Source organism: Streptomyces sp. NPDC029956, assembly GCF_055574655.1.
The window spans coordinates 263,013-287,665 of record NZ_JBVHZJ010000004.1; the positions used below are offsets into that span (position 1 = coordinate 263,013).

Genomic DNA, 24,653 nt, shown 5'->3' on the forward strand with positions numbered 1-24,653 from the left:
AGACACTCCAGCTCGGAGAGAGGCGAGGGAGTCCGGCGCGCCGGGGAAAGGACCCTGGACCGGCGTGCGGACGGGCACGGCCCCGCTCCCTGTGAGCGGTCCGTGTCAGGCTGCGAGAACGCAGTCGGCGGCCGGCGGACCGCGCCTGATCACCGTGTCCTTGAGGGCCTCGGCCACCGGTGGCGGCGAGGAGTCGAAGGCCGTACGGACCGTCCGCCGCGGCCCCGTGCCGGGAGCTGCCGCAAGGCCGTTGAGCAGCGCCCGTACGAGCAGGAGCGCGGCCCGCAGTGAGCGGACGAGGGCGCACTCGGCGAGCTCCGTCGCCCCCTGCTCGGAGAGTTCGACGAGACGGCCGAGAGCCCGGTCGCCGCGGCGCAGCAGCCAGCCCGTGGCCACGGCGGCCAGCAGATGGCCGAGGACCATGGGCAGACCGGGCAGCAGCTCACCGGCGGGCGTGGCCGCCGCGGCGGCCGTGTGCCCGAGGTGGTGGGCGCCGGACTGCGCGGCGGCCGGGTCGAGCCCGGAGTCGCGGATGATCCTGGTGGCGTCGGCGGAGGTGAGGGACGAGGTCCCGGCGCCGCAGACGAGCCGCGCCGCCATCCGTACGAGGGCGTCGTCGGCCTGCGGGCTCAGGCCGAGCCGGTGCTGGCCGAGGCCGAAGAGGACATGCAGCCCGAGCTGTCCGCCGGCGAGGGCGCCGACGACGAAGCCGAGCGAGCGTTCCCGTCCGGTGAAGAGGACGGTGATGCCGAAGACGCCGAGGAAGCCGGCGAGCAGCGTCCACAGGGCGATGCCCGCACAGGCGGCGATGGCGTGCCCGAGCGCGGACAGCACGACGCAGACCGCGGTGAACACCGCGGCCCTCAGCAGCCGTGGAGCGAGCGCGGGGGCATTCATGGCGGGCTCATCATCGCACCACGGGCCCCACCGGTATGAGGCAGGTCCAGAAGGTCGTTCTTGGGGCTCTTGAGGGCCTTCGGGGCGACATACACCGGCGCGCGCGCCGGGTGCATCCGCCGAACGAGCGCTCTTGACGCTTCCGTGCGCTTACGAAGGGTTCCGTCCGGCAATAGGTATCCGTATGTCGAGCCGCTGCCGGGAGGCTGGAGCATGAGCATCTGGTGGTCACTCCATCTGCGGCGCGAGGCCGCGAGTGTGCCCCTCGCCCGAAGGCTTCTGCTGGGCACGATGGAGACGGCGGGTGTCGATCCCGACGTGTCGTACGAGCTGTCGGTGGCGCTGACCGAGGCGTGCGCGAACGCGGTCGAGCACGGCGGCGACGGTCCCGACGGGTCCGGGGCGGCCGGCAGGGCCTATCGGGTGACGGCGTACCTGGACGGTGAGACCTGCCGTATCGAGGTGGCGGACTCGGGCCCCGGTTTCCCCGGCGCCGAGCTGCCCGCCGCGCCGTCGGACGCCGAGCACGGCCGGGGGCTGCGCCTCATCGAGGAGCTCGCGGACCATGTGCAGTTCGGCAACCGGTCGGGCCGGGGCGGCGCGGTGGTCAGCTTCGACAAGATCCTGAAGTGGAAGGACAGCCCTTCCCTGCTCATGGCGTGAGCTCACGCGCCTCACCGGCGGTGGCGAGCCACACGCGCCCCACGGCACGGGCGCCCTCCTGCGCCGGCGGTACGGGGAAGGGCCCCCGCCGGTCGGTCGGCGAGGGCCCTTCGGTTCCAAACGTACGCGGAGGTCAGCCCTTCAGCGCGGCCATCCACGCCTCGACCTCGTCGGCGCGGCGCGGCAGCGCGTCCGAGAGGTTCCGGTTGCCGTCCTCGGTGACGAGGATGTCGTCCTCGATCCGGACGCCGATGCCGCGGTACTCCTCCGGCACGGTCAGGTCGTCGGCCTGGAAGTACAGACCCGGCTCGACGGTCAGGCACATGCCCGGCGCGAGGGTCGTGTCGACGTAGGCCTCGGTGCGCGCGGCGGCGCAGTCGTGGACGTCCATGCCGAGCATGTGGCCGGTGCCGTGCAGGGTCCAGCGGCGCTGGAGACCGAGCTCCAGGACGCGCTCGACCGGGCCCTCGACGAGGCCCCACTCGACGAGCTTCTCGGTGAGGACGCGCTGGGCGGCGTCGTGGAAGTCGCGGTAGGCGGCGCCGGGCTTCACCGCGGCGATGCCGGCCTCCTGCGCCTCGTAGACGGCGTCGTAGATCTTGCGCTGGAGCTCGGTGTACCGGCCGTTGATCGGCAGGGTGCGGGTGATGTCCGCGGTGTAGAGCTCTGTGGTCTCCACGCCGGCGTCGAGCAGCAGCAGGTCGCCGGAGCGGACGTCGCCGTCGTTGCGCACCCAGTGCAGGGTGGTGGCGTGCGGGCCGGCGGCGCAGATGGAGCCGTAGCCGATGTCGTTGCCCTCGACGCGGGCGCGGAGGAAGAAGGTCCCCTCGATGTAGCGCTCGCTGGTGGCCTCGGCCTTGTCGAGGACCTTGACGACGTCCTCGAAGCCGCGGGCCGTGGAGGCGCAGGCCTTCTCCAGTTCGCCGATCTCGAAGGAGTCCTTGATGAGACGGGCCTCGGAGAGGTAGACGCGGAGTTCCTCGTCGCGCTCGGCGGTGACCTTGTCGGTCAGCGCGGCCTCGATGCCGGCGTCGTGGCCGCGGACGGCGCGGACGGGGCCGGTGGCCTCGCGCAGCGCCTCGGCCAGCTCGCGGACGTCCTTCGCGGGGACGCCGAGGAGCTGCTCGGCCTCGGTGAGGGAGTGGCGGCGGCCGACCCACAGCTCGCCCTGGCCGTCGAGCCAGAACTCGCCGTTCTCACGGTCGGAGCGCGGCAGCAGGTAGATCGTCGCCTTGTGGCCGCTCTTCGTCGGCTCCAGGACGAGGACGCCGTCCTGGGTCTGGTCGCCGGTGAGGTACGCGTACTCGGTGGAGGCGCGGAAGGCGTACTCGGTGTCGTTCGACCGGGTCTTCAGCTTTCCGGCCGGGATCACCAGGCGCTCGCCCGGGAAGCGGGCGGAGAGCGCCGCGCGGCGCTCGGCGGTCCTGTCGGCCTGGGCGATCGGCTCCAGGCCGCGCAGCTCGGTGTCGGCCCAGCCGGACTTCATGCTCTCGGCCAGCTCGTCGGAGACGCCCGGGTACAGGCCGTTCTTCCGCTGCTTGATCGCCTGTTCCTCAGTCTCTTCCGGGGTCTCCGGCGTGAGCTCCTCGGCCACGGGTCTGCCTCCTCTTGGTACGACACTGAACCCCCACCATCGTACGGTCGTACGGAAGGGGGCCCAGGGCCGGAAGACCCATTACCGGAATGTCACGCTCCGTTTATGGACGCCCACGCGGGCTGCTGCCCCGTGCACCCGCCTGTACCTGCCGGGTGCTCACCGGGTGCTCGCCATGTGCCGCTCAGTCGAAGCGGGCGGCGAGCAGGACCACGTCCTCCCCGTCCACGGCGGTGTCGAGACCCTCGGGCAGCATGGTCCGCAGGACGTGGTCGGCGACGGCACCCGGGTCGCCCCGGTCCGCCCTCGGCACGCTCGACGCCGCCGCGTGGAGCCGCGCGAAAGCCCGGTCCATGGCGTCGCCGGTACGGCGAAGCAGCCCGTCGGTGTAGAGAAGCACCGTTTCTCCGGGCTCCGGGGACAGCTCCACGCTCGGCGCCTCCCAGCAGGACAGCATCCCGAGCGGGGCCGAGAGCGAGGTCTCGACGAACTCCGTGCGGCGCTCCCCGATGACCAGCGGAGGCGCGTGTCCGGCCCCGGCGAGGACGATCCGGCGCCGCGCCGGTTCGGCGTACGCGAAGAGCGCGGTCGCCGAGCGGGCCGGTTCGGTGAGCCGGAGCAGGAGCTCCAGGTCGGAGAGGACGGCGACGGGGTCCTCGCCCTCCATCACCGCGTACGCGCGCAGGGAGGCGCGCAGCCGCCCCATGGCCGCGAGCGCGCTCGGTCCGGTGCCGGAGACCGAGCCGACGGCGAGGCCGAGGGCGCCCTCGGGCAGTGGCAGTGCGTCGTACCAGTCGCCGCCGCCCCGGGGGCCGGTGCGGTGGCGGGCGGCCAGCTGGACGCCGGGGACGCGGGGGAGCCGGCTCGGGAGCAGCTCCTCGGCGATGGTGGCGACCTGCACGCGGGCGCGTTCGACCTGGAGGAGGCGGGCGAGGTGTTCGGTGGCGAAGCGGCCGTAGAGCCCGATGAGGTGGCGCTGGCGGTCGGTGGGCTCGGCGGGCTCGTCGTAGAGCCAGACGGCGGCGCCGAGCCGGCCGGCCTCCTCGGTGGCGAGGGGGAGGGCGTAGCTGGCGGCGTAGCCGAGGCGGGCGGCGACCTCGCGGTGGCGCGGGTCGAGGCCTTCCTCGGTACGGACGTCGCGGATGGCGATCGGATCGGGGACCCGCTCGGGGTGGACCGGATCGGGGAGGCCGTCGAGGAGGCGGCCGTAGCTGCTGGTGCCGCGCGGGACGGTCTCGATCGTGCCGAGGTCCGAGTGGGCGAGGCCGAGGCCGATGGTGGAGGCGGGGCCGAGCCCGTCGGCCGGTTCGAGGACGGCCATTCCGCGACGGGCCCCGACGAGGGCGGCGCCGGCGCCGAGGACCTCGCGGAGCGTCTCGTCGAGGGAGGCGGTCCTGATGAGGCGCTCGGTGAGTTCGTGGAGGGTGGTGAGGTCGGAGACCCAGGCGGCGAGCCGGTCCTGGATCAGCGCTCCCGGTGGGGAGACCGGTTCGGAGGGTGCTGCCGCCGCGGGGACCCCGGGGAGAGGCGCCGTAGTGTGCGGGGGCCCGGGAACCGTGGAATCGATTCCGGCCACTTTCGGCATGTGTGGGGCGCTCATGTCAGTCGGCTTTCCGACCGGTGCGTTTGACGCCATAGCATCGCAAACCCCCATGTCATTCTGAGCCGCTCGATGCATCCACATGTACACGCACAAGAGGAACGATGTCCAGCATTGTCCCCACGGGACTTGTGGTGTCCGTGAGCTTGTGCGCGAGGGTTGAAGTCCTGGAGAAGTTGGCCGAAAATTGTCCCCGGTGTGCACCTTTTGCGGTCGACTGGCGTCGTTTGAAAGCGCGTCATTCCGAGCGTGCTGGGTACGTAATCGGTGACAGGCAGGGGCAGTTGGAGCTGCCCCGGAACGCGACGCGGGACCCCGGCGTCTTACATGCCGCAGGCCGCAGCCCGTCACCGAGTGGCGGGGAACGTGTTCTGACCCGCCTCTGGTGCTGACCTGGCTCCACCTCGTTCTGACCTGGCTCCACCTGGTACTGACCCGCTCCATCTGGTTTCCACGTGGTTCCACCTGGTTCCGGCCCGGCCGGCCCCGCTCCGACAGGGGCCCGCCACCCCGCCGACCCGGTACGCGCTGATACGCACGGTGAAGTGTCCTGCACATGGTGTGATGTGGATTCGGCGTTCAACGGAAAGGAACGAGCGCTCATGCGCGAGATCCTCGGAAGGCGACGCAGGCTCCGGTTCCGGCGCAAGGCGAGGACCGCCCGGCTCGACGCGGCGGTCACCTTCGCCGTCGAATGGGACTGGCCCGTTCTGCCGGGAGCGGGTCTGAGAGCGACGACCCGCACGTCCGCGGGAGCCGCGTGCTCCTGCCCCGATCCCGAGTGCGTGGTGCCCGGCGCGCACCCCTACGACCCCGGACTGCTCGCGGCCACCACCGACGAGCGGATGATCCGCTCGTGGTGGACCCGGCGCCCGGACGCCCCGGTGGTGCTCGCCACCGGCGGCGGCGCGCCCTGCGCGGTCAGCCTGCCCGCGGTCGCGGGAGCGCGGGCGCTCGCCGCGCTCGACGCCACGGGCATGCGGCTCGGCCCGGTGGTCGCGACCCCGACCCGATGGTCGATCCTCGTGGCCCCGTACAGCCTCGAACGGCTCGGAGAGCTGCTGTACGCGAAGGACAGCGTCCCCGGCTCGCTGCGCTTCCACGGCGAGGGCGGCTATCTGGTCCTGCCGCCCTCGGTCGCCGGGACCGGGCAGGTCCGTTGGGAGCGCGCCCCGCTCGCGGGTTCGGCCCGGCCGTGGCTGCCGGACGTGGAGGCGGTCGTCGACGCCCTCGTGGAGGCGAGCACGAGCACACCGGGCGGCGGGAGCCGGCTGGCGTACTGAGCGGGCGGTACCGGCGGCGGGCGGCGGCGCCCGGTCGCGGTACCGGCGACCGGTCGCAGTTCGGCGTCCGGCACCGGCGACGGGCGACCGGCGGGGGCGAGGTGCCACGACGCCCTTCACCCGAAGGGGTGTGTCCTGGTCCGACTTGTAGGGGAAACGGGCGCGCGGCCGACCGCGCGCCCGTCGGCCGCCGCTATGTTCACCCCACCGTTCAAGATCTCCAGCCGAGCAGGAGAAGGTGGGGCGCATGGGTCCGGTCAACCTCCGCGTGGTCGGACTCGGGGCCGCCGTCACGGTCGCCGTACTGCTGCCGCTGGTCGCGATGGCGGGGCCGACGGGCGAGCCCGTGGCGGGTGGGTCCGCGCGACCGGCGGGTGCGGCCGATGCCGGCGACGCGAAGTCGGGGGACCTGTTGAAGGGGCTCGGTCCGGGCCCCCGTACGGAGCCCGCCGCAGACCCGGCCACCCCAGGCTCGCCGGCCACCCCCGGCACCTCCGTATCCCCCGGCGCCCCCGTCACTCCCCGTGACGCACCCGCCGTTCCGGCCTCCCCGGAGCGGGTCACGCACTGTGGGCCGGAACTCGCCTCTCCCGAAGGGGTCGAGGCGCAGACCTGTGTCCTGACGGAGGGTCCCGACACCTGGGGGCGTACGTACTACCGGAACGCATCCGGCCAGAATCTCGACGCGTTTCTGACCCTCATGGCACCCGGCGGGCGGACCGTACAGGTCCGTTGCCCGGTCCCCGCGCAGGACGAACCGGGAACCTGTGAAACACCCGGAGAACGGGGCCGGGGGGTGGCCACGGCCTATACGGCGGTAGCGGAATTCGCGGGCACCGGCGAGGGGGGCAACACCCCGCTGCTGCTGCGGGCGGGCAGCAACACGGCGGACAGCGAAGGAAGTTGAGCGTCGACGCCCCGGACCTGCCGGAAGCGGACATGGAAAGGCCCGATCGCTGGCGACGGGGGATGCACCAGCGACCGGGCTTCCAGAACGGTAACAAGAGATCTGCTGTTCGCAAATTCGATCTCGGTTATTCGGACAGGGATTTACCCGTCCGCAGACCGGGTTGTGGCGGAAGTCACCGACTGGTCGGTCTGTCAGTCACCGATACCACGCGGGGTATCAGCTGAGAGTTACCTGACGGTTCGTGAGGCCGCCACGCGCGCGCCGCTCCTCCGCGGTGAGCGGAGCGTCCGACGCGAGCGCCTCGGTCAGCCGCTCGGCGAACTCGGCGGCCGGCTTCTCGCACTCCTCGGCGGTCATCGAGGTCGGCAGGTCCCAGACCGGCACCATCAGTCCGTGCGCGCGGAACGAACCGACGAGGCGGGTGTCCGCGCCGATGGAGGTACCACCGGCGGCCTGGAGACGGGCGAGCGCGTCGAGGAGCTTCTCCTCCGGGTACGGCATGACCCAGCGCAGGTGGTTCTTGTCCGGGGTCTCGCACCAGTACGCCGAGTCGACGCTCGCCAGCTTCACGGTCGGGATCGCGGCCGCGTTGGCCCGCTCGAGGGAGGCGGCGACCTCCGGGTCGGCGCCGTCCGCGGACTGCGGGATCCAGAACTCGAAGCCCGTGTGTACCTCCGGGGCGAACGTGGCGTCCGCATCGAGCAGGTCCTGCAGGCGCGGGCCCTCGGCGGGGACGCGGCGCGGCGGGACCGGGGTGCCCGGCTCGGTCTCCAGGGCGCGCTGGAGGGTGTCGGCGAGGTCGCGGGCGAGGTCGCCGGAGGTGGAGTCGTTCTGCAGGGCGAGCAGGACGGAGCCGTCGTCGCGGCGGAGCGCCGGCCACGCCATCGGCAGCACGGTCGCGAGCGTCACGGAGGGAACGCCCTCCGGGAGCCCGCCCTTGAGCGTGAGCGGCACGGTGGCGGCGGGCACCAGCTCGCGCAGCGCGACCCAGTCGCACTCGCCGGCGAGGCCCTCGAAGGGGCGCTGGACGAGCTCGGTCACGGCGTGCGCTGCGGCCCGGCCGTGACACGCCTTGTAGCGGCGGCCCGAACCGCACGGGCACGGCTCGCGCGCCCCGACGACCGGGATCTCCCCGCTCGTGACCTGTGCCTGACCGGTCTTGCCGGCCTTCGTCTGGGGGCGCTTCTTGGCCATGGTGTGGCTTTCTCCCGATCGCGGCGGTGCGGTGCTTGTTCCGGGCGCGAGCCTAGTCGTACCGCGCACCGACGCCCTTCAGGCGGGCCGCTGCCCCTGGAAGGGGGGAGCGGCCACGGGGCGCCGTGCGGGGCCGGGACCCTCGTGGATCGCCCACCGAGGCTCTCGTACGGCGCCGTGGTTCTCGCTCGTCGCCAGGATCCCGTACGCCATCGGTCCTGGCCCTCGTACGACACCGGGGCTGGGTCCCTGTACGACACCGGGGCTGGTCCTCGTACGACGTCAATCCAGGTCGTCGTACGCGTCCAGGATGTCGAAGCGGGAGCCGCCGCCGACGCGGGACGCGAAGTCCTCGCGGCGGTGTCCCTCGGTCACCACCACCCAGACCGTGACCTCGCCGGTCGCACTGTCCCGTACACCCCAGTCCTGGGCCAGCGCGCTGATGATGTTCAGCCCGCGGCCGCCCCGTGCGGTGACCGACGGCGTCGCCGGAACGGGCCGGGTCGGACCGCCTCCGTCCGTGACCTCGACTCTGAGGCCGCCCGCCGGGTCCACCCGCCAGGCCGCCCGTACATCCCCGTCGCCCCGATCCGCGTGCCCCAGCGGCCTGCCGTACCGGCAGGCATTGCTGAGCAACTCGGAAAGGATCAGCACCGCGTCGTCGACGACCGATTCGGACATCCCGCTGCGGTACAGCTCGTCCCGCATCCGATGTCTCGCCTCACCCACGCCCGCAGGGCCATGGGGTACGGCCATGCTCGACGACGTGGGCACCTCCTGTGCCACCACCAACGCCACCCCCGAGACCTCCTTTGCCCCACGCCACCGTGTGGATGCCCCAATGGCCTGGACCGGAAACCGGCCAATCAGTGTGCGATGAGGCACTCGTGACGATCGCGTACGCGTGGAACGCGCCGGTGCACTCCCCGTAAGCCCTGTGAAGCCTTGTGGCGCAAGGGAAAGGAGGTGGTGGAGGGGAGTCTGGGGCGGCGGGAAGGGGGATCCGCGGTGAACACGGGAGGCGAGGGAACCCCGGGAACCCATGAACCCGGAAAACTCCGACAACGCGGGAAACACGCGAAACCCGGGCAGCGCGCGAACCCGGGCAACGCGTCCGTCGCGGGAAGCGCTCAGTCGCGGCGCAGCTGGGAGAGCACCTGCTTCGGGCGGTTGGTGATGATCGCGTCCACGCCGAGCCGCTCGCAGAGCTCGACGTCCTCGGCCTCGTCCACGGTCCAGACATGGACCTGGTGCCCCGCCTTCTGGAGCCGCAGGATGACGGCCGGGTGGTGGCGGACGATCCGGATCGAGGGCCCGGCGATGCGCGCGCCCGCGGGGAGCCGTCCGTCGCGCAGCCGCGGCGAGACGAACTGGGCGAGGGAGACGGTGGGGAGCGTCGGCGAAGCGGCCGCGATCCGGTGCAGCGAGCGGGCCGAGAAGCTCATGACGCGTACGGGGGATTCGGCGGGGGACGCGGGCGCGTCCAGGCCGAAACGCTTGAGGAGCTGGAGCAGCCGTTCCTCGACCTGGCCCGCCCAGCGCGTGGGGTGCTTGGTCTCGATGGCCAGCTCGACCCGGCGTCCGGCGTCGGAGACCAGCTCCAGGAGCCGCTCCAGGGTGAGGACGGAGGTGGACCCGGGGTCGCGCCAGTCGGGGATCTCGCCGGAGTCCTCGCGGCCCTTCCAGGTGCCGAAGTCGAGGGCGGCGAGATCGGCGAGCTCCAGGGCGGAGACGGCGCCGCGGCCGTTCGAGGTGCGGTCGACGCGGCGGTCGTGGACGCAGACGAGATGGCCGTCGGCGGTGAGCCTGACGTCGCACTCCAGGGCGTCGGCCCCGTCCTCGATGGCCTTCACATAGGCGGCCAGAGTGTGTTCCGGTGCGTCCTCGGAGGCTCCACGGTGGGCGACGACCTGGAGGGGGACGCTGTTCGGGTGCTGCCGTGCGTGAGTCACGGCGTCATGGTGCCATTGGCGGGGCGGGGCAGGCACACCGGAAGGTGTCCGTTCTGTCTGTATATAAAGGTAGGGGGGTGAACGCACAGCTCCGCCTTACAGCGGCCTGACGTCCTGTGGGAAAAGCTGGTGCAGCACCCTGGACCCAGTAGGTGACCAGTAGGTACCACCCACCCCACCCCGCGCAGTCAACGAGGAGAGCGAGCTGTGAGCACCGAGAACGAGGGCACGGCGGTACCGGCGGACCACCCGGCTGCCCCGTCCACTCCGTCCGCCCCTCCGACGCCTCCGACGCCTCCGACGCCTCCGACGACTCCCTCGGCGTCGGCGCCGGCCCCCGAGTCGACGGACGCCCCGACGGTCGCGCAGACCCCGGTTCCGGAAGCGACCCCGGCCTCGACCCCGGCACCCGCCCCCGCGCCGGAGCCGACCGCGACCACGCCCACCCCGGCCGCCGCGGGAGCCGGCTGGCCGCCGCCCCCGCCGACCGTGCCGGCCTGGGGTGCCCCGCTCCCGCCCGCGCCGCCCGCCCCCGCGGCACCGCGCCGACGGACCGGCGGCCTGGTGGCGGCCGTCCTGGTCGCGGCGCTCGTCGCCGGTGGCATCGGCGGCGGCATCGGCTACTGGGCCGCCCAGCGCGGTGACGAGGGCGTCAGCTCCACGACGGTCTCCTCTGGCGAGGCGCCGGCGTCCTTCAAGCGCGAGCCCGGGACGGTCGCCGCGGTCGCCGCGAAGGCGCTGCCGAGCGTGGTCACCATCCAGGCGAAGTCGGGCGGTTCGCAGGGAGAGGGCGAGGGCGGCACGGGCACGGGCTTCGTGTACGACCAGGAGGGCCACATCGTCACCAACAACCACGTGGTGGCGTCGGCGGCGGACGGCGGCACGCTCTCCGTGACGTTCCCGGACGGCAAGTCGTACGACGCGGAGGTCGTCGGCCGGGCCGAGGGCTACGACGTGGCCGTACTGAAGCTCACGAACGCGCCGAAGGGACTGAAGCCGCTGGCGCTGGGCGACTCCGACAAGGTGGCGGTCGGCGACTCGACGATCGCGATCGGCGCGCCCTTCGGCCTGTCGAACACGGTGACGACGGGCATCGTCAGCGCCAAGAACCGCCCGGTCGCGTCGGGCGACGGTTCGGGCGGCAGCAACTCGTACATGAGCGCGCTGCAGACGGACGCGTCGATCAACCCGGGCAACTCGGGCGGCCCGCTGCTCGACGCGAGCGGCGCGGTCATCGGCATCAACTCGGCCATCCAGTCCACCGGTAGCGGCTTCGGCCAGTCCCAGGCGGGCTCGATCGGCCTGGGCTTCGCGATCCCGGTGAACCAGGCGAAGAACGTGGCCCAGCAGCTGATCAGGACGGGCAAGCCGGTGTACCCGGTGATCGGCGCGACGGTGAACATGCAGGAGCAGGGCGAGGGCGCGACGATCGCCTCCCAGGGCTCGGGCGGCACCCCCTCGGTGACCCCCGACGGCCCGGCGGCGAAGGCGGGCCTGAAGGCCGGTGACGTGATCACGGGCTTCGGAGACCACCAGATCGACAGCGGTCCCTCGCTGATCAGTGAGATCTGGACCCACAAGCCGGGCGACCAGGTCAAGATCACCTACGAGCGCGACGGCAAGACCTCCACGGCCACGGTCACCCTCGGCGAACGCACCGGCGACAGCTGACCGGCTAGGCTGTCCCCCGCGCCGCACGTGGACACACCTTCGGCGCGGGGTGGGTTGCCCGAGCGGCCTAAGGGAACGGTCTTGAAAACCGTCGTGGCAGCGATGTCACCGTGGGTTCAAATCCCACACCCACCGCAGGTGAACGGCCCCTGACCAGGTAGATCGGTCGGGGGCCGTTCTCGTTCGTGCTGCCCGTCCGGCACCGTGGTTCCGGCACCGTGGTTCCCCGCAGGTTCCCGTGGGATCGGACAGGGCGAACGCCCTGGACGCCCGGTGCCGTTCCGTCTGTCAGAGCCTTCGCCGGGTGGGAGGGGAATTCCCATGGGGCCGGGCCTCCCGGTTGCCCCTTGGGTGTCCCTGGGGGTGTTCCCGGGGCCCTGCGGGGGTGTCCCGGGGGCCTCTGCGGATGCGGGACCCGGGTGGTGCCGTGATGCTGGAGGGGCTGGAACAGCGGCTAGGAGGGCCAGGATGTCTGTGTTCGACAAGCTCAAGGGAATGCTGAAGGGCCACGAGGATCAGGCCTCCAAGGGCGTCGACAAGGCCGGCGACTACGTCGACGGGAGGACGCAGGGCAAGTACAGCGGCCAGGTCGACACAGCCCAGGAGAAGCTCAGGGAGCAAATGGGAGGCACGGGTCAGCAGCCCGACTCTCCGCCCCAGCCCCCGCCCCAGCAGTAGCGCGAGGCGCGAAGCGAACGTCAGGGGCGCCCCGGATACGCATCCGGGGCGCCCTTTTCGGGATGCGGCGGGCTCGGTTCCTCGGGTTTCATGGGCGTCGGCAGGGTGGGGGACCGGACGAAGGAGTGTTGTCGTGGTGCGGATCGTGCTCGTTCAGGGGGACATCACCGCCGAGGCCGCCGACGCGATCGTGAATGCCGCGAACTCCTCGCTGCTGGGCGGCGGCGGGGTCGACGGCGCCATTCACCGCAGGGGCGGTCCGGAGATCCTCGCCGCCTGTCAGGACCTGCGCCGCTCGCACTACGGCAAGGGGCTGGCCACCGGGCAGGCCGTGGCGACCACGGCGGGGCGGTTGCCGGCCCGGCACGTGATCCACACGGTCGGACCGGTCTGGTCGCGCGACGAGGACCGTTCGGAGCTGCTGGCCTCCTGCTACCGCGAATCCCTGCGGATCGCGGACGAGTTGGGGGACCGTACCGTCGCGTTCCCCGCCATCTCCACCGGGATCTACGGCTGGCCGGTCGACGACGGCGCCACGATCGCCGTGCGGACGGTACGGGCCACTCCCACCGAGGTGGAGGAAATCCGCTTCGTCCTCTTCGACGCCACGGCCTACGCGGCCTTCGAGGCGGCCGCGGGGGAGCGGGACGCTCCGTAGGTCGAACCTTCTTTCCCTTCTGCCCGCCCGTTCGGTCTTCGCCTGCCGGGGGCGCGCCGTCGTGATCTTCCGGCAGGGAGATTGGCGGAAAATCTGCCGGAACGCTTCCTCCCTTGTGACGTACGGACTGCCGCTGTCCTGAATCCCATTCCCCCGGGTGAGCTGGGCCTTTGCTCGGTACCGCCGGGTTTATCTGCTTGTCCTCACGCTTGCGGGGGAATCGGGCGCTCCGGGGTGGTTCGCCGGGGATTCGGTGGGCAACTCTGGATTCGCGACGTCGAGCACGAACGACCGGGGCGGTCGGCCAACTGCCTTGGAAATGGCCGTACTTCAGAGCGCTTCAGCGCACTTCAGAGCAGTTCTTCAGAGCAGTTCCGTGCACAGCACCAGATTTCAGTTCCCGGAGGAACAGACATGGCAAGCATCCGTACCGCCCGCATCCTCGCCGCCGCCGCCGCCCTGCCCCTCGCCGCCGCGCTCTTCACGGGGGTGGCCCAGGCCGACAACGGCGGTTTCGCGGACGACGGATCGAACACGAGCGTCGCCACGATCGTCGGCAGCGGCGTGGGCGGGGACAACTTCGGCAACTCGACCACGACGCAGCAGGTGGCGACCGGTTCCGGTGCCTCCAACCAGAACAACACGGCCAGCGTGAACGGCTCTGCCTTCACCCACATCGCCCAGAACAACGCGGTGGTCAACTTCAACCCGTGGTGGTGACCACCCCAGCACGGCAGCCGGCCCGACGGGGGGCGTGAGCGCGGTGTGAACGACGGCCTGTGCGCCGGTACTTCGGTACCGGCGTGCGGGCCGTCCCGCGTATGCCCCCGGGTGTGCGCGGTCGGTCGTCGACCTTGACAGAGGTCCTGAATCTGACGGACAGTCAGAAACCTCAGTCGTTCCACGGGAGGCCGTCGCCGTGCACCTCGCCCCGACCGAGCGGCAGCTACGGCTGCGCGCCGAACTACGCGCGTACTTCCGGGACCTGATGCCCGAAGGCCCGCCCCCCGCCACCGACACCGAGGCCCAGCGCCGGCTGCTCCGCCGGATCGGCTCCGACGGGCTCCTCGGCCTCGGCTGGCCCGAGGAGTACGGCGGTCAGGGCCGCGGTCCCGACGAGCAGTTCGTCTTCTTCGACGAGGCGTACCGCGCGGGCGCCCCCGTCTCGATGGTCACGCTCAACACCGTCGGCCCCACCCTCATGGCCTACGGAACCGAGGAGCAGAAGGCCTTCTTCCTGCCCCGGATCCTGCGCGGCGAGATCGTCTTCGCCATCGGGTACAGCGAGCCCGAGGCCGGTACGGACCTCGCCTCCCTCCGGACGCGCGCGGTCCGCGACGGGGAGTCCTGGCTGATCGACGGCCAGAAGATCTTCACCTCCAACGCCCAGAACGCCGACTGGATCTGGCTCGCCTGCCGCACCGATGCCGACGCGCCCCCGCACAAGGGCATCTCGATCGTCCTCGTCCCCACCGACGCGCCCGGCTTCTCCTGGACCCCGATCGCGACCGTGGGCGGACTGACGACCACGGCGACCTATTACGACGGGATACGCGTCCCCGCCGGGAACCTCGTCGGGCCCGAGCACGGGGGCTGGGGGCTCATCACCAACCAGCTCAACCACGAGCGGGTCGCGCTCGCCGCGATCGGCATGCAGGCGGAGGACTTCTTCGCCGCCGTGCTCGACCGGGCCCGTACCCCCGATCCGGTGACGGGCAGGCGCCGCATTGACGAGCCGTGGGTGCGGATCCGGGCCGCCGAAGCTCACGCCCGGCTGGCCGCGACACGCCTGCTGAACTGGCGTTTGGTGGGAGATGTGGGGGCCGGCCGGCTGACCCCGGGGGACGCGAGCGGCGTGAAGTTCGTGGGAACCGAATCGGCGGTGGAGGTGTATCGAATATGTCAGGAGATCGCGGGTGGGTCGGGGACGGTGCGAGCGGGATCGCCGGGGGAGTTCGACGGCGGTGAGCTGGAGCGCATGAACCGGGCCGCGCAGATCAACACCTTCGGGGGAGGGGTGAGCGAGGTGCAGCGCGAGATCGTCGCGAGGATGCGGCTCGGCATGAAGGGGAGGGGCCGACGATGACCCTCACAGGGAGCCAGGGCGGGCCGGACCCGTCGCCGGACGGGCTGTACGAGCGGCTCGCGGGGTTCGCGGGGCGGTCCGCCGCCACGGCCGGCACCGGCAAGGACCCGGTCAACCTGCCCATGATCCGGCACTGGTGCGAGGCCATGGGGGACGACCATCCCGCCTACCGGGGGCCCGACGCCGTCGCTCCGCCGACGATGCTCCAGGCCTGGACGATGGGCGGTCTCTCGGGGCACACGGACCGCTCCTCCGCCCACGAGGAGCTGTTCGCCCTCCTCGACCTGGCCGGATACACGTCGGTGGTCGCGACCGACTGCGAGCAGGAGTACCTGCGGCCGCTGCGGCCCGGCGACGAGATCACCTTCGACACGGTCATCGAGTCCGTGTCGGAGCTCAAGACCACCAAGCTGGGGTCGGGGCACTTCGTCACCACCCGGACCGACGTCCGCGTCGGCGGACAGACGGCCGGCACCCACCGCTTCCGCATCCTCAAGTACGCGCCCGCCACACGACCGCGCAGGCCGGAGCCCCCCGCCGGGCCCGATACGAAGCAGCCGGAGGCGAGGCGGACCGAGGGAGGGCGGCCGGAGGAAGGGCGGACCGAGGGGAAACCGTCCGAGGGGAAGGCGTTCGGGGGGAAGCAGCCCGAAGGCACGCAGCCGAAAGCCCGGCGGCCCCGGCCCGTGGTCAACCGGGACAACGCCGGATTCTGGGAGGGAGTGGCCGCGCACCGGCTGCTCATCCAGCGCTGCGGCGACTGCGCCGCCCTCCGTTTCCCCTGGCTGCCGGGGTGCGCCGACTGCGGTTCGCCGGAGTGGGACACGGTCGAGGCGAGCGGAGCCGGGACGGTCTACTCGTACGTGGTGATGCACCACCCGTCCTTCCCGGCCTTCGACCCGCCGTACGCGGTCGGTCTCGTCGAACTCGCCGAGGGCGTACGGATGATCAGCGACGTGGTGGGGGTGCCGTACGACAAGGTGCGGATCGGGATGCCGGTGCGGCTGGAGTTCCTGCGGGTCGACGAGGAGCTGGAGCTTCCCGTCTTCCGCGCGGGAGGGGAGGACTGACATGGACTTCACCCCCACCGAGGAGCAGGAGGCGGCCCGAGAGCTGGCCGCCCGGATCTTCGCCGACCTCGCCACCCACGAGCGGCTCAGGGCGGCCGGCACCGGCAGCGACGCCGAGCTCTGGAAGGCCCTCTGTGCCGCCGGGCTGCCCGGCTCCGTCGAGGAGACCGGACTGCTCGGCCTGGTCCTCCTCCTGGAGGAGCAGGGACGCGTGACGGCCCAGGTGCCGTTCGCCGCGACCTGTGTGTACGGGATCCTCGCCGTCGCCCGGCACGGTTCGGACGAGCAGCGCGTCCGGCTGCTGCCCGGCCTCCGCGACGGTACGACGGTGGTGACCGGGGCCTTCCCCGCGTCCGGGTCGGTCGTCTCGCGCGAGGGGCGGCTCAGCGGGGCCGTGGACTGGGTGCCGTGGCTCAGGGACGCCACCCATGTCCTCGTCCCCGACGCGGACCGTGCCCTCTGGCTGGTCCGCACCGCGGACGCGGCCCGCGTCGATCCCGTCGAGCTCACCGCACCCTGGTCCGCGGGCCGGCTCGTCCTCGACGGGGCGCCGGGGGAGCGGCTCGGCGAGGCCGCCGCCTACGCGGACGTGCTCTCCGCCGCCCGGGTCGCCTTCGCCGGGCTGCAGGCCGGGGTCTGTGCCGGGTCGCTCGCCAGGGCCGTGGAGTACACCTGTGTACGGGAGCAGTTCGGCCGCCCGCTCTCCACCCACCAGGCCGTGCAGCTGCGGGCCGCCGACGCCCACATGGACACCGAGACCATCCGGGTCACCGCCTACGAGGCCGCCTGGCGGCACGACGAGGACCTGGACGCCCGCGGGGCGGCCCTGACCGCCGCATGGTGGGCCTCCGAGGCGGGGAAACGGGTCGTGCACGCCGGGCAGCATCTGCACGGCGGCACGGGCGCGGACCTCGACCACCCCGTGCACCGGCACTTCCTGTGGGGCAGGCAGCTCGACGCCCATCTCGGCTGCGGTACCGAACTCCTCGCCGAACTCGGCGACCTGCTCGCTGAAGGAGACCTGTCATGAAGCCCGGCACCGAGACCTTCGTCGCGCCCGGGGACGAGCTGCCGCCGCTCACGATCCCGATCACCCGCACCCTGATCGTCGCCGGGGCGGTCGCCTCCCGCGACTACCAGGACGTGCACCACGACGCCGAACTGGCCCGGGAGAAGGGTTCCCCGGACATCTTCATGAACATCCTCACGACCAACGGCCTGGTCGGCCGGTACATCACCGACCACTTCGGCCCCCGCGCGGTCCTCCGCGGGGTCGCCATCCGGCTCGGCGCCCCCAACCACCCGGGCGACACCATGGTGCTGACCGGCACGGTCACCGAGGTCGACGGGGACACCGCGCAGGTCCGGGTCGTCGGTGCGAACGGGCTCGGGCACCATGTCACGGGGACGGTCACCGTGGAGGTGCCGCGATGAGCCTCCGCACCCGGGACGGCCTCGGCGGCCGGGCGGCCGTGGTGGGCATCGGGGCCACCGCGTTCTCCAAGGACTCGGGCCGCAGCGAACTGTCGCTCGCCGTCGAGGCGGTGCGCGCGGCCCTCGACGACGCCGGGCTCGCGCCCGCCGACGTCGACGGCATGGTCACCTTCACCATGGACACCAACCCCGAGATCACCGTCGCCCAGGCGTCCGGCATCGGTGAGCTGTCCTTCTTCTCCCGCGTGCACTACGGCGGCGGGGCCGCCTGCGCCACCGTGCAGCAGGCCGCGCTCGCCGTCGCCACCGGGGTCGCGGAGGTCGTCGTCTGCTACCGGGCGTTCAACGAGCGCTCGGGGCGCCGCTTCGGCTCCGGAGTCCAGCAGCGCGAGCCCTCCGCCGAGGGTGTCGCGCTCGGCTGGCAGCTGCCCTTCGGGCTGCTCACCCCGGCCTCCTGGGTCGCGATGATCGCCCAGCGGTATCTGCACACGTACGGGCTGACCCCGGACGCGTTCGGCCATGTGGCCGTCACCGACCGGCGCCACGCCGCCCGTAACCCCGCCGCGTACTTCCACGGGAAGCCGATCACCCTCGCCGACCACGCCGCCTCGCGCTGGATCGTCGAACCGCTCCGGCTCCTCGACTGCTGCCAGGAGACCGACGGCGGTCAGGCGATCGTCGTCACCTCCGTCGAACGCGCCCGCGACCTGCGGCGTCCGCCGGCCGTGATCCTGGCGGCGGCTCAGGGCGCCGGCTGGAAGCAGGAGGCGATGACCAGTTTCTACCGGGACGAGCTGACGGGGCTTCCGGAGATGGGGGTGGTGGCCCGGCAGCTCTGGCGGACCTCGGGCCTCGCACCGGGCGAGATCGACGTGGGCATCCTCTACGACCACTTCACCCCGTTCGTGCTCATGCAGTTGGAGGAGTTCGGCTTCTGCGGTGCGGGGGAGGCGGCCGACTTCGTCGCGGCGGACGCCCTTCCGCTGAACACGCACGGGGGACAGCTCGGCGAGGCCTATCTGCACGGCATGAACGGCATAGCGGAGGCGGTACGACAGCTGCGCGGGACCTCGGTGAACCAGATACCCGGAGCGGAGCGGACCCTGGTCACGGCGGGGACGGGGGTTCCCACGTCCGGGTTGATCCTGGGCACGGACGGCTGAGGCGACGGCCCCTGCGGTGGCCGCGCGGGGCGGGCGGATCTTCACTCGCGCCATGAGCACACACGCACCGCGACCGAAGCCCACGCCCGAACCCGAACCCGCACGCGCAGCTTCGCCGGCCCCGCGGACGAGCCCGAACCCGACCCCGTACCCGCCCCTGACCCCGCCCCCGAGTCCGTCGGCGACCCGCCCGCCGTCGGCACCGCCTCCCGGGGGCCGGTCCCACCTCGGAACCCGGCGCCGGACCCGGGCGCGGACCCGGGTGCGGATCGTGGTCGGGGCCGTCGTGGCGGCGCTGGCCGGGGCGACCCTGGTGAGCGTCCCCGCACCGTCCGTCGCTCCAGGCCGTGCTCCGGTGTCGGCTCCCGCCGCTGCCCCCGCTGCTCCTGGCCCGGCGCCAGGCAGCCCCGCCGGTGCCGCCGACCTCGTGCACTACGTCGGGCAGGCCTTCGACACCTGTGAGGCGCCGTCCCTCGCGGTGATGAAGGCCTGGCGGAGTTCGCCGTACGGGGCCGTCGGGATCTACTTCGGCGGACGGGGGCGCGGCTGCCCCACCCAGCAGGAGCTGAACCCCGCCTGGGTCGCCTCCGTCGATGCGATGGGCTGGCGGCTGCTGCCGCTGTTCGTCGGGTCGCAGGCGCCGTGCGTGAACGCCGCCGCCAAGCGGCCGTTCGCCATCGGCAGCAGCCCCGTGAGCCAGGGCACCCGTGAGGGAGGCGAGGCGGTACGGGCCGCGCAGGCTCTGGGGCTGGACGCGAGCAGCCCGCTCTACCTCGACATCGAGGCGTACCAGCAGGATGACGCGGGCTGTGCCGCGACCACCCTCTCGTTCGTCCGCGCCTGGAACCGGGAGGTGAGCCGCCTCGGCTACGTGCCCGGGTACTACAGCAGTGCGGACACGGGGGTGCGGGACATCGAGGCGGCGCGCCGGGCGGGAACGCCGGACCTCCCGGCCGTGATGTGGTTCGCGCGCTGGCTGGGGCGGCCCGCGCTGTACACGGAGTCGGTGCTGCATCCGGAGGCTTGGACGCCGCATGCCCGGATCCACCAGTACGCGGGCAATGTCACCGAGGCGTACGGCGGCCGCCGTATGGCCATCGACCGGAACGCGATGGACGCGCCCGTCGCCCGCGTCGCCCCCACGGCCGCCCGCGACGCCGGGCTGCCCGCCTCGGCCGGGGTTCCTGCCTCGGCCGGGGTTCCTGCCTCGGCCGGCGTTCCTGCCTCGGGCGGGGCTCCGGACCGGGCGGGGAACGGGGCGTACCCCGTCCCCCGACCCTGAGGCCGCCCCGAGGGCTCTCCACCCAGAGGAGGTCGGGCCGTCCTCACCCCTACAACCTGAGGCGGACAGCGGGTCGGGACCTGGGGCCGATCCGCCGGGCGCCCCTCCCCTCATAGCGTGGAGTCATGACTCCGCCACCCTCTGGCCCCGTCTGCGCCGGTGCCTCGCAGTACGCGTCGTACTCGACCTTCTCGTCGTACGTACGGGCGCGTGGGCCCGTACTCCTGCGCACCGCGCGCTCCCTGACCGCCAACCCCTGCGACGCCGAGGACCTGCTGCAGACCGCGCTGGCCAAGACGTTCGTCGCGTGGGAGCGCATCGAGGACCACCGTGCCCTGGACGGCTACGTCCGCCGCGCGCTGCTGAACACCCGCACGTCGCAGTGGCGCAAGCGCAAGGTCGACGAGTTCGCCTGCGACGAGCTGCCGGAGCCGTCCGGTGTGCCGGAACCGGACCCGGCCGAGCGTCAGGTGCTGCACGACGCGATGTGGCGCGCGGTGCTGAAGCTGCCCGAGCGTCAGCGCCAGATGGTGGTCCTCAGGTACTACGAGGACCTCAGCGAGGCCCAGACCGCCGAGGTCCTCGGGGTGTCCGTCGGCACCGTGAAGAGCGCGGTGTCGAGGGCGCTCGGCAAGCTCCGCGAGGACCCGGAGCTGACTCCCGTGCGCTAGAAGGCATGCGGAAAACGGTCCCAATCGGTGCAATGGGTCACTCGTGCCAGCGATCACTGGCATTTTCCGTACTCTCGGGTAGTGACATACCGAGCGGTACGTGCGCAGAATCGCCACACCCTTTCTGCCACGTAGCGCCCACCGGGAGGACGCCCCGTGTACAGCACCATGCAGGACGTACAGCTGACCGTGAGCCGCATTCTCAAGCACGGAATGACGATTCACGGAAAGTCGATCATCACCACCTGGACGGGCGAGCCCGAGCCGCAGCGCCGCACGTTCGCGGAGGCCGGAGCACGCGCGCACCAGCTGGCCAACGCCCTGCGCGACGAACTCGGGGTCACCGGCGATCAGAGGGTCGCGACCCTCATGTGGAACAACTCGGAGCACGTCGAGGCGTACTTCGCGATTCCCTCCATGGGCGCCGTCCTGCACACCCTCAACCTCCGTCTTCCCCCCGAGCAGCTGGTGTGGATCGTCAACCACGCCGCCGACCGGGTCGTCCTCGTGAACGGCTCGCTGCTCCCCCTCCTCGCCCCGCTGCTGCCGCACCTGCCGACGATCGAGCACATCGTGGTCGCGGGCCCCGGCGACCGTTCCGTCCTGGACGGCGCGGCCCCCCGCGTGCACGACTACGAGGAGCTGATCGCGGGCCGCCCGACCACGTACGACTGGCCCGAGCTGGACGAGCGTTCGGCCGCCGCCATGTGCTACACCTCCGGCACCACCGGCGACCCCAAGGGTGTCGTCTACTCGCACCGTTCGATCTACCTGCACTCGATGCAGGTGAACATGGCCGAGTCGATGGGCCTCACCGCCAAGGACACGACCCTGGTCGTCGTCCCGCAGTTCCACGTCAACGCCTGGGGCCTGCCGCACGCCACCTTCATGACCGGCATCAACATGCTCATGCCGGACCGTTTCCTCCAGCCGGCCCCGCTCGCCGAGATGATCGAGCGCGAGAAGCCGACCCACGCGGCCGCCGTCCCCACCATCTGGCAGGGCCTGCTCGCCGAGGTCACCGCGAACCCCCGTGACCTCTCCTCGATGTCCCAGGTCACCATCGGTGGCGCGGCCTGCCCGCCCGCCCTCATGGAGGCGTACGACCGGCTCGGTGTCCGGCTCTGTCACGCCTGGGGCATGACCGAGACCTCCCCGCTGGGCACGATGGCCCACCCGCCGCACGGCCTCACCGCCGAGGAGGAGTGGCCGTACCGCGTCACGCAGGGCCGCTTCCCGGCCGGCGTCGAGGCCCGCCTGGTCGGCCCGGCCGGCGAACACCTGCCCTGGGACGGCGAGTCCGCCGGCGAACTGGAGGTGCGCGGCACCTGGATCGCGGGCTCGTACTTCGGCGGCATCGACGCCGAGGCCATCCGCCCGGCGGACAAGTTCAGCGAGGACGGCTGGCTCAAGACCGGCGACGTCGGCGTGATCAGCCCCGACGGCTTCCTCACCCTCACCGACCGCGCCAAGGACGTCATCAAGTCCGGCGGCGAGTGGATCTCCAGCGTCGAGCTGGAGAACGCGATCATGGCGCACCCGGCGGTCGCCGAGGCCGCCGTCGTGGCCGTGCCGGACGAGAAGTGGGGCGAGCGCCCGCTGGCGACCGTCGTCCTCAAGGACGGTGCCACGGCGGACTACGAGACGCTGAAGGCCTTCCTCGCCGACGAGGGCGGCATCGCCAAGTGGCAGCTCCCGGAGCGCTGGGCGATCGTGCCGGCGGTGCCGAAGACGAGCGTCGGCAAGTTCGACAAGAAGGTCATCCGCAGGCAGTACGCGGAGGGCGAGCTGGACGTGACGGAGCTTTAGTCACCGAGGCGGGACGGAACGGGGAGGGCAGCTGCCCTCCCCGTTCTAGTTGGTGCCGATCTTCGCGAGCAGGTCGACGATCCGGGCCTGGACCTCGGCGCTGTTCGAGCGCTCGGCGAGGAAGAGGACCGTCTCGCCGGAGGACAGCTTCGGCAGCTCCTCCTCGACGAGGTCGGCCGAGGTGTAGACGACGAGCGGGGTGCGGTTGAGGTGCCCGTTCGCCCGCAGCCAGTCGATGATCCCGGCCCGGCGGCGGCGCACCTGCATCAGGTCCATCACCACCAGGTTCGGCTGCGTCCGGGTGGCGAGCGTGACCGCCTCGGTGTCCGTGGCCGCCCGCGCGACCTGCATCCCGCGCCGCTCCAGGGTGGCCGCGAGCGCCTCCGCGATGTCCTCGTTCTCCTCGATCAGGAGGACGCGGGACGGGTGCTGCTCGCTGTCGCGCGGGGCGAGCGCCTTGAGGAGCACGGCCGGATCGGCGCCGTACGCCGCTTCCCGGGTCGCCTGTCCGAGCCCGGCCGCGAGGAGCACGGGCACCTCGGCGGCGACGGCCGCCTGGCGCAGCGACTGGAGCGCGGTACGGGTGATGGGCCCGGTCAGCGGGTCGACGAAGAGCGCGGCCGGGAAGGCGGCGATCTGGGCGTCGACCTCCTCGCGGGAGTGCACGATCACCGGCCGGTAGCCCCGGTCGCTCAGCGCCTGCTGGGTGGAGACGTCGGGGGCGGGCCAGACGAGCAGCCGGCGCGGGTTGTCGAGGGGCTCCGGGGGGAGTTCGTCGTCGACGGGGCGCGGAGCGGGCCGGTTGGCGACCTCGACGGCGCCACCGGGACCGTCGAGCGGCTCGGGGCCCTCGTCGGAGCCCTCGGCGGGCGCTCCTATGGCGTACGCGCGGCCCTCGGGCGCGCGGGACGGCGCCTGCGACGGGGAGTCCGCCTGCGGATGCGGCCTGGCATCGCCGTGCGCCGGTACGGGGAGCGCGGCCGGGACCGGCGGGTCGGCCTCCGGAGGGGTGGCGAGCCTGCGCCGCCGCCCGGAGCCGTTGGAGCCGCCCGTGCCGCCGGCGCCGTGGGAGGGCGTCCCGGGGGCCGTGGGGGCCGCCGGGGCGGGAGAGACGGCCGGGGCCGCCGGGGCGGGCGGAGGGACGAAGGGAACGCCCTGCCCGAGGGTGCGCACGCTGAACGCCCGCCCCTGGGTCGAGTCCTTCGGCATGGGCAACTCGGGCGGCAGCGGTACGGAACCGGTGCCGGTCCCGGACGGGCCGGTCCCGGACGACGTGGTGCCGGACGAGCCGGTACCGGATCCGGAACGGGTGCTGTTCCGAGGCTCGTCCTGCACGGGGGAGATCGCCTGTGCCGGGGTCTGGACCTGCGGAAGGGACGGCAGGGAAGGCAGGGACGGCGGAGACTCCGGCTCGGGCGGCGGGGGCGTGACGGCCCGGCGACGCCCGGTCGGCGGCTGTCCGTGCGGATGGGGCTGCGGAGGCGTGTGCCCGGTGCCGGGGACACCCCGTACGGCCTCGTGCTGTCCCTCGTCGGAGACCGGCAGCGGCCCGGCGACGGGAGCGGGGGCACTCGGCCCCGCGAACGGTGCCGCGTCCGGCTCGGCGGGACGGTCGGCATCGGCGGGCGGGAGCGCGAACGGCGTCCGGGGCCCTGCCTCGGCCGCCGCCGCCCGCTCCTGCGCGGCGGCGAGCGCACGCCGACGGCGCCCGCTCGGCTGTGCCTCGGGCGCGACCTCGGCGGAGGCCACGGCGGGAAGGGCGCGGGCGAACGCGGGAGCCGACGGAGCCCCCGAGGGCTCGACCGCGACGCCCTGCGGCGGTACGGCGGCGCCGAGCGCGGCCCGTCCCTGCGCGCCCTCGGCGGCGGTCACGACGGACCCCTCGGCCGGCCGGCCGCGGGGGGGGGGGGGGGGGGGGCGGGGGGGGGGGGGGGGGGGGGAGGGGGGGGGGGGGGGGGGGGAGAGGGGGGGGGGGGGGGGGGATCGTCGGGGGGGGGGGTGGGGGATTGGTTTGCGCTTGCGTTGCGATCGTGGTCGC

General features: G+C 72.7%; 21 protein-coding genes, 1 tRNA gene and 1 pseudogene. 16 read left to right on the plus strand and 7 right to left on the minus strand.

Going from position 1 to position 24,653, the window contains the following annotated elements; genetic code table 11:
- Positions 1-105 precede the first annotated feature (105 nt).
- The gene (locus tag ACZ4XX_RS05045; protein ID WP_468506571.1) at positions 106-897 is read right to left on the minus strand and encodes a hypothetical protein; all 792 of its coding nucleotides are present in this window, start codon (positions 895-897) and stop codon (positions 106-108) included.
- A 213-nt stretch (positions 898-1,110) separates the two neighbouring features.
- Between ACZ4XX_RS05045 and ACZ4XX_RS05050 the strand changes: the two genes are divergently transcribed.
- Complete coding sequence (locus ACZ4XX_RS05050) at positions 1,111-1,560, plus strand: ATP-binding protein (protein ID WP_468506572.1); 450 nt, start codon at positions 1,111-1,113, stop codon at positions 1,558-1,560.
- Between the two features lie 133 nt (positions 1,561-1,693).
- Here ACZ4XX_RS05050 and ACZ4XX_RS05055 read toward each other — a convergent pair whose 3' ends face one another.
- Complete coding sequence (locus tag ACZ4XX_RS05055; RefSeq protein ID WP_468506573.1) at positions 1,694-3,154, minus strand: aminopeptidase P family protein; 1,461 nt, start codon at positions 3,152-3,154, stop codon at positions 1,694-1,696.
- Between the two features lie 184 nt (positions 3,155-3,338).
- Positions 3,339-4,790, minus strand: a complete 1,452-nt coding sequence (locus tag ACZ4XX_RS05060) for a PP2C family protein-serine/threonine phosphatase (RefSeq protein WP_468506574.1) — start codon at positions 4,788-4,790, stop codon at positions 3,339-3,341.
- Positions 4,791-5,356: 566 nt separating this feature from the next.
- On the opposite strand from ACZ4XX_RS05060, the gene ACZ4XX_RS05065 reads away from it, so the two are divergent.
- Complete coding sequence (locus ACZ4XX_RS05065; protein WP_468506575.1) at positions 5,357-6,037, plus strand: bifunctional DNA primase/polymerase; 681 nt, start codon at positions 5,357-5,359, stop codon at positions 6,035-6,037.
- A gap of 247 nt (positions 6,038-6,284) precedes the next feature.
- Positions 6,285-6,944, plus strand: a complete 660-nt coding sequence (locus tag ACZ4XX_RS05070; protein ID WP_468506576.1) for a hypothetical protein — start codon at positions 6,285-6,287, stop codon at positions 6,942-6,944.
- Positions 6,945-7,163: 219 nt separating this feature from the next.
- Here ACZ4XX_RS05070 and ACZ4XX_RS05075 read toward each other — a convergent pair whose 3' ends face one another.
- The 3 genes from ACZ4XX_RS05075 to ACZ4XX_RS05085 all read right to left on the minus strand — a co-directional run bounded on the left by ACZ4XX_RS05075 (position 7,164) and on the right by ACZ4XX_RS05085 (position 10,093).
- Positions 7,164-8,141 carry a DUF5926 family protein gene (locus ACZ4XX_RS05075; RefSeq protein ID WP_468506577.1) on the minus strand — a complete coding sequence of 326 codons (978 nt, stop codon included), beginning with the start codon at positions 8,139-8,141 and terminating at the stop codon, positions 7,164-7,166.
- Between the two features lie 282 nt (positions 8,142-8,423).
- The gene (locus ACZ4XX_RS05080; RefSeq protein ID WP_468506578.1) at positions 8,424-9,026 is read right to left on the minus strand and encodes an ATP-binding protein; all 603 of its coding nucleotides are present in this window, start codon (positions 9,024-9,026) and stop codon (positions 8,424-8,426) included.
- Between the two features lie 245 nt (positions 9,027-9,271).
- Positions 9,272-10,093, minus strand: a complete 822-nt coding sequence (locus ACZ4XX_RS05085) for a glycerophosphodiester phosphodiesterase (RefSeq protein WP_468506579.1) — start codon at positions 10,091-10,093, stop codon at positions 9,272-9,274.
- A 207-nt stretch (positions 10,094-10,300) separates the two neighbouring features.
- On the opposite strand from ACZ4XX_RS05085, the gene ACZ4XX_RS05090 reads away from it, so the two are divergent.
- The 13 genes from ACZ4XX_RS05090 (at position 10,301) to ACZ4XX_RS05150 (ending at position 22,615) form a co-directional block, all read left to right on the plus strand.
- Entirely contained in the window at positions 10,301-11,764 is a 1,464-nt protein-coding gene (locus ACZ4XX_RS05090) for a S1C family serine protease (protein WP_468506580.1), read from the plus strand.
- Between the two features lie 48 nt (positions 11,765-11,812).
- Positions 11,813-11,899, plus strand: a tRNA-Ser gene (locus ACZ4XX_RS05095).
- A gap of 333 nt (positions 11,900-12,232) precedes the next feature.
- Positions 12,233-12,442 carry an antitoxin gene (locus ACZ4XX_RS05100; RefSeq protein WP_468506581.1) on the plus strand — a complete coding sequence of 70 codons (210 nt, stop codon included), beginning with the start codon at positions 12,233-12,235 and terminating at the stop codon, positions 12,440-12,442.
- Between the two features lie 133 nt (positions 12,443-12,575).
- Positions 12,576-13,100 (plus strand): O-acetyl-ADP-ribose deacetylase, encoded by a 525-nt coding sequence (locus tag ACZ4XX_RS05105; protein WP_468506582.1) that lies wholly within the window; start codon positions 12,576-12,578, stop codon positions 13,098-13,100.
- 414 nt (positions 13,101-13,514) lie between these two features.
- Positions 13,515-13,820 (plus strand): hypothetical protein, encoded by a 306-nt coding sequence (locus ACZ4XX_RS05110; RefSeq protein ID WP_073908951.1) that lies wholly within the window; start codon positions 13,515-13,517, stop codon positions 13,818-13,820.
- A gap of 199 nt (positions 13,821-14,019) precedes the next feature.
- Positions 14,020-15,186, plus strand: coding sequence for an acyl-CoA dehydrogenase family protein (locus ACZ4XX_RS05115; protein WP_468506583.1), 1,167 nt, complete (start codon positions 14,020-14,022; stop codon positions 15,184-15,186).
- Entirely contained in the window at positions 15,183-16,256 is a 1,074-nt protein-coding gene (locus ACZ4XX_RS05120; RefSeq protein ID WP_468506584.1) for a bifunctional MaoC family dehydratase N-terminal/OB-fold nucleic acid binding domain-containing protein, read from the plus strand. Before ACZ4XX_RS05115 ends, ACZ4XX_RS05120 begins: the two co-directional genes overlap by 4 nt.
- Before the next feature lies 1 nt (position 16,257).
- The gene (locus tag ACZ4XX_RS05125) at positions 16,258-17,286 is read left to right on the plus strand and encodes an acyl-CoA dehydrogenase family protein (RefSeq protein WP_468506585.1); all 1,029 of its coding nucleotides are present in this window, start codon (positions 16,258-16,260) and stop codon (positions 17,284-17,286) included.
- Positions 17,283-17,690: a MaoC family dehydratase gene (locus ACZ4XX_RS05130; RefSeq protein ID WP_468506586.1), complete on the plus strand. Its 408-nt coding sequence runs from the start codon at positions 17,283-17,285 to the stop codon at positions 17,688-17,690. The genes ACZ4XX_RS05125 and ACZ4XX_RS05130 overlap by 4 nt, the downstream gene beginning before the upstream one ends.
- Complete coding sequence (locus tag ACZ4XX_RS05135; RefSeq protein WP_468506587.1) at positions 17,687-18,853, plus strand: lipid-transfer protein; 1,167 nt, start codon at positions 17,687-17,689, stop codon at positions 18,851-18,853. Before ACZ4XX_RS05130 ends, ACZ4XX_RS05135 begins: the two co-directional genes overlap by 4 nt.
- Positions 18,854-19,124: 271 nt before the next feature.
- Complete coding sequence (locus ACZ4XX_RS05140; RefSeq protein WP_468506588.1) at positions 19,125-20,135, plus strand: DUF1906 domain-containing protein; 1,011 nt, start codon at positions 19,125-19,127, stop codon at positions 20,133-20,135.
- A 125-nt stretch (positions 20,136-20,260) separates the two neighbouring features.
- Positions 20,261-20,806: a SigE family RNA polymerase sigma factor gene (locus tag ACZ4XX_RS05145; RefSeq protein WP_073908966.1), complete on the plus strand. Its 546-nt coding sequence runs from the start codon at positions 20,261-20,263 to the stop codon at positions 20,804-20,806.
- 156 nt (positions 20,807-20,962) lie between these two features.
- Positions 20,963-22,615 carry a long-chain fatty acid--CoA ligase gene (locus tag ACZ4XX_RS05150; protein WP_468506589.1) on the plus strand — a complete coding sequence of 551 codons (1,653 nt, stop codon included), beginning with the start codon at positions 20,963-20,965 and terminating at the stop codon, positions 22,613-22,615.
- A 45-nt stretch (positions 22,616-22,660) separates the two neighbouring features.
- On the opposite strand, the pseudogene ACZ4XX_RS05155 reads toward ACZ4XX_RS05150, so the two are convergent.
- Positions 22,661-24,653 (minus strand): annotated as a pseudogene (locus tag ACZ4XX_RS05155) (PAS domain S-box protein); the annotation flags it as partial.